Genomic DNA, 10,813 nt, shown 5'->3' on the forward strand with positions numbered 1-10,813 from the left:
GCGCGCCTTCGAGCAGGGCGGTCAGCGGCAGCAGGAACAGCCCACCCGCCGTGAGCTGCCACCCGGCGAAGGCGATGGGACCGACTTCGGGCGGACGACCCCAGCGTTTGGTGAGCGTCAAACCCAGCGCCAACGAGGCCGCGCTCGCCAGACCGGCCGCGACGCCGACGGCATCCAGCGCCGCACTCGGCCCGAGCACCACCAGCCCCACCCCGGCGACACCGATCGCACCCCAGGCCAAGCGCCAGGCCGACGGGCTCTCCCCCAGCACCAGCACCGCGAGCACGGCGACAACCAGCGGTTGCGCCGCCGCAAGCGTGGCCGCGACACCACCGGGCAGATGTTCGGCGGCGAGGAACAGCAAGGGAAACGGCAACCCGATATTGAGCATCCCGAGCACCGCGGCCTTCCCCCGCCACGCGCCGTGCGGCAGGGTCCGGGTCAGCGCGAGCGCGATCAGCCCGGCGGGCAGCGCCCGCAGCAGACCGGCGAACACGGGATGTCCCGGCGGCAGCAGTTCGGTCGTCACCACATAGGTCGTGCCCCAGGCCGCCGGCGCGAGCGCGGTCACCGCGGTCCGCGACAGCCTGCCGCCGTGGCCCAGGGAAACCGGCTGAGCCACTGGTGTTCTCATGGACTCCATCTCACCGCGCGCTGATCGATGAATCCAACACATGTTTGTCACCGCACCAATCGTGATTCACGATGGATCCATGGAGCTCCAGCAGATGCGCTATGTCCTGGCCGTCGCCGAGACGAACAGCTTCACCCGGGCCGCCGAACGCTGCCTGGTCGTGCAGTCCGCGCTGAGCCACCAGATCGCCCGGCTGGAACGGGAATTGGGCGCGAAGCTGTTCGAGCGCACGAGCCGTCGGGTGCGGCTCACCGCGGCCGGGGCGGCCTTCCTGCCCGCTGCCCGCCAGTGCCTCGACGCGGCCGAACGGGCGGCGGCGGAAGTCGCGGCCGCTGTCGGCGAGGTGCGGGGCAGGCTCGCGGTCGGCCTGATCCCGACGGTGGCCGCGGTCGACCTGCCCGCCGCGCTGCGCGAGTTCCGCGCGCGATATCCGCACGTGCGGATCAGTCTGCGGGTGGGCGCCAGTGAGGACCTCGCCGACCAGGTGGAGCAGGGGACGCTCGATGTCGCCTTCCTCGGTCTGCCGACCACCGTGCGACCGCGCGGCGTGGCGGTCCATGAACTCGCCCGCGACAGACTCGTCGCGGTGGTCGCACCGACCCATCCGCTGGCCACCGAGCCGACGGTCGACCTGCGCAGGCTCTCGACCGAGGTCTTCGTCGACCTGCCCGCCGGCACGGCAGGGCGGATCCAATCGGATCTCGCGTTCGCCGCGGCGGGCCTGACCCGCGACGTCGCCTTCGAGGTGACGACCGCGGACTACATCGCCCGCCTCGTCGGGCAGGACCTGTGCGTGGCCATGATGCCCGCCGCGCACGCCCCGCACCTCACCGGTGTACGGACCGTCGAAGTGATCGATGCGCCGACCAGGGTCGAATATGTCGTCTGGAACCGGATCGGTCGCAGCCCCGCGGCCACTGCTTTCCTTGCGGCACTGGAGATCCCGATTACGGAGGATTGACGCGGCCGATCACGCGAGGTCGGTGCGTCGTTCACCGGGCGCGGGTACCGTCGGTCAGATGGCCGACACCACCGCTGCTGCCCGCGTCGAGTCCATCGGCGCCGACTTCTTCGACGATCCGCACGCCCACTACCGGCGCTGGCGCGCCGCGGGCCCGGTCCATCGGGTCCGTTTCCCCGACGACGTCGTCCGCTGGGTCGTCGTCGGCTACGCCGAAGCCAGGGTGGCTTTGGCCGATCCCCGGCTGCGCAAGGACATGGCCACCGCCGCCGCGATCCTGGACGACAAGCGCCGCACGATTCCGACCGATCCGAATGCGATGGCGCTGCTCACCCACATGCTCAGCACCGACCCGCCCGGTCACACCCGCCTGCGCAAACTGGTGAACAAGGCGTTCACGACCCGTCAGGTCGCCGCCCTGCGCCCCCGGATCGAGCAGATCACCGAGGAGCTGCTCGACGCGATGGCAGACACCGATGAAGCCGACCTCATGGAGGCATTCGCCAATCCGCTTCCGGTGACGGTGATCTGCGAACTGCTCGGCGTCCCGTTCGACGATCGCGACGATTTCCAGGCCTGGACCAGGGCGCTGGTCGGCGTCGTCGGCGAGGCGGAGGAGCACCGGCCCGCCGCCGCGGCCGCGATGGCCGGGTATCTGTCGGAACTGGTGCGCGCCAAGCAATCCCAGCCCGCCGACGACCTGCTGTCGGAGCTGGTGCTCGCCGACGACGACGGCGACCGGCTCACCGATCGCGAACTGGTGGCGATGGCGTTCCTGCTGCTGGTCGCCGGTCACGAGACCACCGTCAACCTGATCGGCAACGGCGTCAACGCCCTGCTGCGCAGCCCGGATCAGTGGAAGGCGCTGTGTGCCGACCCGGCAGCCGTGCCCGCCGCGATCGAGGAGTTCCTCCGCTTCGACGGCCCCGTCGACATGGCCACCGTCCGCTTCACCGCTGAGCCGATCACATTGGGCGGCACCGAGATTCCCGCGGGCGAGATCGTCTACGTCGCGCTGGCCGCCGCCAACCGCGACCCCGCGCGCTTCACCGACCCCGACGCCCTCACCGTCGACGGCCGCCCCGCCGGCCACCTCGCCTTCGGCCACGGCATCCACTTCTGCGTCGGCGCTCCCCTGGCCCGCCTCGAAGCCGAGATCGCCTTCACCGGCCTGCTCCGCCGCTACCCCGGCCTGCGCCTGGCCGAATCCGCCACGACCGTCCGCTGGCAGACCAGCACCCTCATCCGCGGACTGCTCGAACTCCCGGTCCGCGTGCGCTGAACCGCCGGCTCAGAACAGGCTGGTCTGGGCGGGTCGTGGCGCCGCGGTGATCGTCGCGTCGAGCTCGATCCGGCGACCGATGAGCCGGGTGTCGTTGACCAGCACCAGTTCACCGGCACCCGCTTCGTCCACGCAGGCGATGGTGTGCCCGTGCGCGGTGACCGCGTCGATGACGTATTCGCCGGAGTCCTCGGTGAATACGATGGCCTCCGGGAAGCGGCCACGCGCGAGGATCGTGGCATAGAAGTCCCGGCCACCGGACCACCCGGTGTCGGTGCGCGCGATGTCGGCGGGCAACGCGCCTGCCGCATGCTCGGCCGCGTCGGCGACGGCGGCCTCGAGGGCCGACCACGGCCGCAGCGGTTTGGTCAGGATGCGGGTCTTCGTGACACCGGCGACCGCCTGCCGCAGCCCCGCCCGCTCCGACACCACCCGCTCGAGCTCACGCACATGCAGCCCGTCCGGCGAATCGGTGATGAATCGCGCCACCAGCGCCCCCTGCTCGAAAAGGCGACGCTGACGCCGCGACGCCGAGGCCGTCCCGACCTTCGCCATCCCGTCACCGAAATACGCGATATACAGGTGATGCGGCTGCGCCACATAGTCACGGACCTGCTCGGGCAACGCAGTGAGCGGACCCCGATGACTGTGCACCACCGACCACCCCTCCGTGATCCGGCACTGCGCACACTGCTTGCCGCTGTCGACCCGCGCCCGCCGCGGACACGCCTGCCGCCCCCGCCGCCCGCCACCGAACCCGTGATACCCGAGACAGAACCGCCCCGACTCGGTCACCCGGAACGCCAGCCGGGTGCCGATGCCCGGCAGCAACTCGGAACTGCCGTCCGCCCGCATCAGCTCGTAGCACCACCGCCCCTGCTCATCCCAGCGTGTCCCGCAATACAGGGCGGAAGAGGTCGCGCTCATCCGTCGAACCTACTGAACGCGCACCGGCTCCCGCCGCCCGGACGACGGAAAGACCCCCGACCGAGCCGGCCGGCCGGCGGCACATCCTCACCGCGTTCGTGCGGTCGGGTCTCGAGTGAGGCGGCGGAAGGGCTCGATCAGCTGGTCCAGGTAGCCGACCGGATAGTCGGGATGCGCTGCCATGCCGAGCTGTTCGGAGGTGAATCGGCGGCGCGGATCGTAGCTGTAGGTGCGCAGCAGGTGATCCCAGAGCAGGGTGAACAGGCCGAAGTTGACGTCGCCGACGCCCGCCCATTTGAGGTGGTGGAAGCGGTGGCCCTCGTTGAGGGCGAGCACGTACTTCAGCGGTCCGACGCGGTAGTCGGCATTGGAATGCTGGAGCAGGAGCTGGATGGCCACGGCCAGGGCCAGGGCGGCGGCGACGTCGACCGGAAGGCCGATCAGGATCAGCGGGGCCACACCGGCGGCCATCTCGGCGGTCTGGTGCAGCGGGTGTTTCATCAGGCCGTTGAGGCCGTAGAACCGGGTGACGCTGTGGTGCACGGCGTGGAAGCGCCACAGCACGCCGATCTTGTGACTGGCCAAGTGCACCACCGTGATTCCGGCGTCCGCGATCAGAATGGCGAGGACCACCTGGAGCGGGAACGTCCAGTCACCCGGCCACAGGTTCGGGGCGGGCACGATCGCGGCGAGCAGCGGAATCACCGCCACGCTCACCAGGATCAGCGTCTCGTTCACGACGGCGTGCACACGGTCGCGGGCACTGTCGGCCTTGGTGCCGTTCCAGGTCGGATCGTAGGGGATGACGCGTTCGACCGCGAACGAGGTGGCGATCGCCACGGCGAGTACGAGCAGCAGCCAGGGTTTCGGGGCGTTGGCGGCGGCGAGGGCGATGCCGATTCCGTTGAGCCCCACCAGCATCAACGGCACGTATCCGTACCGGGCAAGACGAGCGATGTTCATGCCCCTCAGCCTGGGCGCCGGTCCCCCGTCGGCGCTTGAACGATTCGGCTGCCGCCGACGTCCCAGGCCACGGCGCTGGTCAGGGCCGACGGCGGCAGGCCGAAGATCTCCCGGCAGGTCCGGGTGAGATGCGCGCTGTCGGCGAAGCCCGCCGCGTGCGCGATCGTGGTCAGATCCTGCCCGTCCTGGGCCAGGTGGACCGCGTTCATCAGCCGCAGCCACAGGATGTAGCGGCGCAGCGGCAGCCCGACCTGGGCGGTGAACAGGTGGGTGAGCCGGCTCGCCGACAGGCCGACGGCCGCGGCGACCTCACCGGGGCGCACCGGCCCGCGCGCCACCATCGCGGGCAGCGCGGCCACCGCCGCCACGACACCCGGATGCCGCGCGGCGACGGCACCACCGCCCGACGTCGCGAGCGTGATCAGCAGACCATCGACGAAGTCCGCCGTCGAGGTGGCCGGTCGGGCGGGATCGCGCAGGGCGGGCCCACCGCACCACCCGGCGATCCCCACTCGGCGCACCGCACTACGACCGGCCGCGGAATCGGGGTCGAGGAACACGACAATCCCTGTCGCACCGCCGGTTTCGACGCGGTGCTCGGTGTCGGGCGGAATGACGATCTCGACCCCGGTGTGTGGTCGGCCGTCTCCATCGAGCACGGTCACCGGCGCGTCGGCCACCACGATCTGCACGGCGTGGTGAGCGTGGCCGCGCGTGCCGCCGATCGTCCCGGTGAAGGCGAGGACGCCGGGACGGATCAAGGCCCCGGCACCGCGCCACGCGGTCTCGCTCACGCCGGATACCCGGCGCCGGGCACCCGACGTGTCACTGCCGGTAGGTCGCCAGGAAGCGGCCGATGCGTTCGATGATGGCCTCGAGTTCGTCGGCGTGGGGCAGGGTGACGATGCGGAAGTGGTCGGGGCGCGGCCAGTTGAAGCCGGTGCCCTGGACGATGTGGAGTTTCTCCTGCAGGAGCAGGTCGAGGACGAACTTCTCGTCGTTGTGGATGGGGTACATGTCCAGGTCGATGCGCGGGAAGGCGTAGAGCGCGCCCTTGGGCTTGACGCAGGAGACGCCGGGGATGGCGTTGAGGGCTTCCCACGCGCGGTCGCGCTGTTCGCACAGACGCCCGCCGGGGAGGGTGAGGTCGTAGATGCTCTGATGTCCACCCAGGGCGGCCTGGATCGCTTGCTGGGCAGGCACATTCGCGCACAGGCGCAGACCGGCCAGCATGGTCAGGCCCTCGAGGTAGCTCGCGGCGTGCTGGGTGGGACCCGAGACCACCAGCCAGCCCGAGCGCAGACCGGCGGCGCGGTAGTTCTTGGACAGGCCCGAGAAGGTCAGGCACAGCAGGTCGGGGGCGAGCGAGGCGATGGCGGTGTGCTCGAGGTCGTCGTAGTAGATCTTGTCGTAGATCTCGTCGGCGAAGACGACCAGATTGTGCCTGCGGGCGATTTCGAGGATCTCGCGCAGCACCTCCGGCGGGTACACCGCACCGGTCGGGTTGTTGGGGTTGATGAGGACGATGGCGCGGGTGCGGTCGGTGATCTTGGCGGCGATGTCGGCCAGGTCCGGGTACCAGTCAGCGCCTTCGTCACAGAGGTAGTGCACCGGGGTGCCGCCGTTGAGGGCGGTCGCGGCGGTCCACAGCGGGAAGTCGGGGGCAGGGACGAGGACCTCGTCGCCGTTCTCGAGCAGCGCGGTCATCGCCATCATGATCAGCTCGGAGACGCCGTTGCCGAGGAAGACCTCCTCGACGTCGACATCGTCGACACCAAGGGTCTGGTAGTACTGCACCACCGCGCGCCGGGCCGAGAGCAGGCCCTTCGACGACGAGTAGCCGGTGGAGGTCGGCAGCGTGCGGACCATGTCCTGCAACAGATCCGGGGGCGCGTCGAAGCCGAAGATCAACGGGTTGCCGGTGTTGAGCTTGACGACGTGATGCCCCTCGGCCTCGAGCCGGGCGGCCTCCTCCGCGACCGGACCGCGGATCTCGTACGACACTCCCGACAGCTTGCTCGACTGCTTGACCTGCATGAACATCCCTCCGAACTGTGGTTGCCGCACACACTACTTGGTATTTCCAAGATTTCACTTGGTTTTTCCAAGCTCCTGGTTAAGGTAGTGCATGTGTCCCGCCGAAGCTACGACCACTACTGCGCTGTCAGCCGCGCCCTCGATCTCGTCGGCGACCGGTGGAGTCTGCTCGTGGTCCGCGAGCTGTCCGCCGGACCCCGCCGCTACAGCGACCTGTTCGCCGACCTCCCCGGCATCAGCACCGACATGCTCGCCACCCGCCTCAAGGGCCTCGAACGCGACGGCGTCATCATCCACCGCCGCAACGGCATGCGCTCGAGCTACGAACTGACCGACACCGGCCGATCCCTGCGCCCCGTCCTCGACGCCCTCGCCGCTTGGGGTATCCCGCTGCTCGGCGACCGCACCCCGACCGACGCCGTGCGCGCGCACTGGCTGGCGTTCCCTCTGGGCCGCATGGTCGCCGCGATCGTTCCCGAGGGCACAGTGACCATGCACATAGGCGAGACTGTGCTGCACTACGTGATCACCGCTGAGGGCGTCACCCATCACGACGGTCCCGCACCATCGCCGGACCGGGAACTGCGGCTCGACCTGGCCGAGGCCACCGAGATCGCCACCGGCGCACGGTCGCTCACCAGCATCGTCTGAGGATCGCCCACCGGTCCACTGGAGACAGTGGAAATCTGGTGTCGGACTGCTCGAGTAGCTTGGGTGCTCGTGAGCGCGACTCCTGTTCCGAGACAGCCGGTTCCGCTGTGGTGGACGTCGATCATGGTGGTGTCGGCCGGGTCGACGCTCGGGTGTTGCCTGTGGGCATTATGGGCTGACGTCACAGCGTTCGACGATGTCGAAACCACGTTCTGGGCCGGCATCGCCGCGGCTTTACCGGTGGCGGTGTGGACCGTAGCGGCTCTGGTCGGTCTCGTGCGGTACACGAGGTGGTGGCGGCTCGGACTTCTGGTGCCCGTGTTCGTCTCGTCGACGCTGGCGCTGACCTGGTCCGATGTTCCGGGCCGAATCGGCTGGCTGATCTCACGAGACGCGATGGACCGAGCCGCCGCGGTATGCGACTCGGTGGAACCTACGTCGTCGGGAACCTCCTATGCCGGAAAGAGGATCGGCGTCTACGACTTCCACAGCATCAGTCGGCTATCACAGGGAGGATGCCATTTCCGTCTGCGCCGAAACTATCCGGTAGTCCGTACCGGATTCGACTATCTCCCCGCCGGTGAGCGCAGAAACGGTATAGATGGGCACACGTACTACGTACACCTAGGCGGTTCATGGCACTTCTATCAATGGTCCGAGTGACGTGAAACCCGGATCGGGAGCGCCGTGGTCGTTGCCCGGCGGCTTCAGGAGCGGGGGCCGTTGACGACCGCGTAGGCGAAACCGTCCCAGCCTTTGGAGCCGACCGTCTGGACGACCGTCGCGTCCAGACTCGGCTCGGCGGCGAGCAACTCGACGAGTTCGCGGCTCGCGCGCACATTCGGATCCTCGGAATGCTCGTCGGCCACCGCGCCACCGCGCACGACATTGTCGACGATGATCACCGCCCCCGGGCGGGTCAGCCGCAGCGCCCACTGCACGTAGTTGGCGTTGTTGACCTTGTCGGCATCGATGAACACCAGGTCGAACGGTTCGGTCGCGTCCTCGGCGACCTCCGGCAGGGTATCCAGCGCCGCGCCGACCCGGATGTCCACCCGCGCACCGACTCCGGCCCGGTCCAGGTTCTCCCTGGCGACCTTGGCGTGGCGCGGCTCGAATTCGAGGGTCACCACGGTGCCCTCGTCGCCGACCGCCCGCGCCAGCCATTCGGTGCTGTATCCGCCGAGCGTGCCGATCTCGAGCACCCGCCGCGCACCGGCGCTGCGGGCGAGCAGATGCAGGAACTTGCCTTGCGGCGGCGAGACATCGATCGCGGGCAGGCCCGCGTCGGCGTTCGCGGCGAGCGCCGGAGCGCCGTCGTCCCCGATGAGCGCGTCCACGAGATAGCGGTCGACACCGGCCCAGTCGTTGTCCGTCATGGGCGCCAGTCTGCCACCATCGAGCCGCTGTTTCGCGGTGTCGCCGCTCGATTCGTGCGCGCGTGCCCGCCCGCTTGCGGCCGCTATCCGGGCCCGGGGTTTCCGGCGATCGGTAACCGTGTTACCGTCCGGTACGCCGCTGCGCCGTGACCCAGGTCATGATCTACCTCCGCTGCGGCTCCGAACACATCCGCGACGGCGCGGAGGTGGCATCGATGGGAGTGATATGCGGCAATCACGATCGCTGGCGCGCCGGGCGGCGCTGACGGCGGTGGCGTGTCTGGCGGCAGTAGCGGGTCACGGAGCAGGCGCCGTGCCGGTGGCGGCGGAGCCGATGAACGCCTTCTACACACCGCCCGCGGCGATTCCGGAGACGCCGGGTGCGATCGTGAAGACGCAGCCGATGACGATTCTCGCGACGCCGCCGACCGCGGCGGGCTGGCCGACGCAGGCCCAGCACGTCATGTACACCTCGCGGTTGCAGGACGGGTCCCCCGTCGCGGTGAGCGGCACCTACATCGAACCGAAGAATCCCTGGCAGGGTGCGGGGCCGCGGCCGACCGTGGTCATCGGGCCCGGCACGTCTGGTCAAGCGGACCGGTGCGCGATGTCGGTGGCGTTCTCGACGGGCGTCTCGGTGACCGCCGATCCGCTGGGCTTGTCGGCGAACCAGGAGCTGCCGTCCTCGGCCGTGTGGACCGCGCTGGGCGCGCGGGTGCTGATCACCGACTACATCGGTCTCGGCACGCCGGGGATCCACACCTACGCCAACCGGTTCGAAAGCGGCCACGCGATCCTCGACGGCGCGCGCGCCGCCAATGCGCTCGGCGGTGTCGGACCCGAGACTCCCCTGGTCCTGTGGGGTTACTCGCAGGGCGGTGGCGCCACGGCGGCCGCCGCGGAGATGCAGACCGAGTACGCGCCGGAACTGAACCTGAAGGGCACCTGGGCCGGTGGTCCGGTCGCCGACCTCTCGGCGATCCTGGAACGCGTCGACGGCGCGCTGATCGGCGGCGCGATCGGATTCGCGGTCAACGGCATGCTCGCCCGCTACCCCGAACTCCACCAGGCGGTGGACCGCGTCATCAGCCCCGAGGGCCGGGCCATGCTCGCGACGCTGAGCGAATCGTGCGTCGCCGACCTGATCACCTATCACCCGTTCCTGAAGACGAATTCGCTGACCATCGACGGCCGTTCGCTCACCGAGCATCTCGCCGAGATCCCCGACGCCGCACCGGTGCTCGCGGAACTACGCATCGGCAGCTCGAAGCCGGCCACGCCCGTTTTCATCACCAGCGGCCGCAACGACGACACCGTCCCCTACGGGCAGGCCCGCCGGCTCGCCGAGGACTGGTGCGGCCAGGGCGCCACAGTCACCTTCCGCACCAACGAGCTGCCGCCGATCCTGCCTGGCACGACCATTCCGAACCACTTCGGCCCGGAACTGATCGACGGCTTCGGTCCCGACAACGCGGTGACCTACCTGCTCGATCGGCTTGCGGACAAGCCGGTCGGCGGCTGCTCGTTCGACTGAGCGAGGACGCCGCTCGAGATGCCCCGCCGACAACGTGGTCGGCGGGTTTCGTCGTCAGAACAGGAAGTAACGGTGGCCGGCGGCAGCACCTGCTGCGGGGTGCGGATCGTGCGGCGACAGGCGCATCGGGCCTCCGACCATTCGGTTTGCCGATCCGGGTTGTGCCGATTGCCGCGGTAGAGGAGCAGTGGCGATCACGAAATTCGGTGGCTTGGGCGGGGATCGGGGCTCTAGCGTCGCCGTTCATGAAGGAATGGAGCGGGCTGCTCAATGTGGTCGATGTGGAGGCGACGTGCTGGGCGGGGGCGGCGCCTGCGGGGCAGAGCAGTGAGATCATCGAGATCGGGCTGACTGTGGTCGATCTCGCGGCGCGGACGCGGGTGAGCAGGCACGGGATTCTGGTGCGGCCTGCCCGGTCCGCGGTGAGTGAGTTCTGTACGGAGCC

Annotated in this window: 11 protein-coding genes and 1 pseudogene; 6 read left to right on the forward strand and 6 right to left on the reverse strand. The window is 69.5% G+C overall.

Annotation, left to right across the window (positions count from 1 at the left end; genetic code table 11):
• Positions 1-634: EamA family transporter (locus ACFWPJ_RS14030; RefSeq protein ID WP_378850948.1), on the reverse strand; the 634-nt coding region annotated here is incomplete at its 3' end.
• Positions 635-713: 79 nt separating this feature from the next.
• Here ACFWPJ_RS14030 and ACFWPJ_RS14035 point away from each other — a divergent pair.
• Both ACFWPJ_RS14035 and ACFWPJ_RS14040 read left to right on the forward strand, forming a co-directional pair.
• Positions 714-1,595 (forward strand): LysR family transcriptional regulator, encoded by an 882-nt coding sequence (locus ACFWPJ_RS14035; RefSeq protein ID WP_378850950.1) that lies wholly within the window; start codon positions 714-716, stop codon positions 1,593-1,595.
• Positions 1,596-1,653: 58 nt separating this feature from the next.
• Positions 1,654-2,877, forward strand: a complete 1,224-nt coding sequence (locus ACFWPJ_RS14040) for a cytochrome P450 (RefSeq protein ID WP_378850953.1) — start codon at positions 1,654-1,656, stop codon at positions 2,875-2,877.
• A gap of 9 nt (positions 2,878-2,886) precedes the next feature.
• On the opposite strand, the gene ACFWPJ_RS14045 is transcribed toward ACFWPJ_RS14040, so the two are convergent.
• The 4 genes from ACFWPJ_RS14045 to ACFWPJ_RS14060 all read right to left on the reverse strand — a co-directional run bounded on the left by ACFWPJ_RS14045 (position 2,887) and on the right by ACFWPJ_RS14060 (position 6,810).
• Complete coding sequence (locus ACFWPJ_RS14045; RefSeq protein WP_378850956.1) at positions 2,887-3,804, reverse strand: hypothetical protein; 918 nt, start codon at positions 3,802-3,804, stop codon at positions 2,887-2,889.
• An 87-nt stretch (positions 3,805-3,891) separates the two neighbouring features.
• Positions 3,892-4,767 carry a sterol desaturase family protein gene (locus ACFWPJ_RS14050; RefSeq protein ID WP_378850959.1) on the reverse strand — a complete coding sequence of 292 codons (876 nt, stop codon included), beginning with the start codon at positions 4,765-4,767 and terminating at the stop codon, positions 3,892-3,894.
• A 5-nt stretch (positions 4,768-4,772) separates the two neighbouring features.
• Positions 4,773-5,561: a helix-turn-helix transcriptional regulator gene (locus tag ACFWPJ_RS14055; RefSeq protein ID WP_378850961.1), complete on the reverse strand. Its 789-nt coding sequence runs from the start codon at positions 5,559-5,561 to the stop codon at positions 4,773-4,775.
• Positions 5,562-5,592: 31 nt separating this feature from the next.
• Positions 5,593-6,810: a pyridoxal phosphate-dependent aminotransferase gene (locus ACFWPJ_RS14060; RefSeq protein WP_378850964.1), complete on the reverse strand. Its 1,218-nt coding sequence runs from the start codon at positions 6,808-6,810 to the stop codon at positions 5,593-5,595.
• A gap of 87 nt (positions 6,811-6,897) precedes the next feature.
• Here ACFWPJ_RS14060 and ACFWPJ_RS14065 point away from each other — a divergent pair, with 87 nt between their 5' ends.
• Complete coding sequence (locus tag ACFWPJ_RS14065; RefSeq protein WP_378850966.1) at positions 6,898-7,455, forward strand: winged helix-turn-helix transcriptional regulator; 558 nt, start codon at positions 6,898-6,900, stop codon at positions 7,453-7,455.
• Positions 7,456-7,524: 69 nt separating this feature from the next.
• Positions 7,525-8,118, forward strand: a complete 594-nt coding sequence (locus tag ACFWPJ_RS14070) for a hypothetical protein (RefSeq protein ID WP_378850969.1) — start codon at positions 7,525-7,527, stop codon at positions 8,116-8,118.
• A gap of 44 nt (positions 8,119-8,162) precedes the next feature.
• Here the strand turns inward: ACFWPJ_RS14070 and ACFWPJ_RS14075 are convergent, their stop codons facing one another.
• Positions 8,163-8,834: an O-methyltransferase gene (locus ACFWPJ_RS14075; RefSeq protein ID WP_378850971.1), complete on the reverse strand. Its 672-nt coding sequence runs from the start codon at positions 8,832-8,834 to the stop codon at positions 8,163-8,165.
• 226 nt (positions 8,835-9,060) lie between these two features.
• On the opposite strand from ACFWPJ_RS14075, the gene ACFWPJ_RS14080 reads away from it, so the two are divergent.
• Together ACFWPJ_RS14080 and ACFWPJ_RS14085 are read left to right on the forward strand one after the other, a co-directional pair.
• Positions 9,061-10,368: a lipase family protein gene (locus ACFWPJ_RS14080; protein WP_378850974.1), complete on the forward strand. Its 1,308-nt coding sequence runs from the start codon at positions 9,061-9,063 to the stop codon at positions 10,366-10,368.
• Positions 10,369-10,613: 245 nt separating this feature from the next.
• Positions 10,614-10,813, forward strand: a pseudogene (locus tag ACFWPJ_RS14085) (DNA polymerase III); the annotation flags it as partial.

The organism is Nocardia sp. NPDC058497, assembly GCF_042720195.1.
In the GTDB taxonomy this organism is placed as follows: domain Bacteria; phylum Actinomycetota; class Actinomycetes; order Mycobacteriales; family Mycobacteriaceae; genus Nocardia.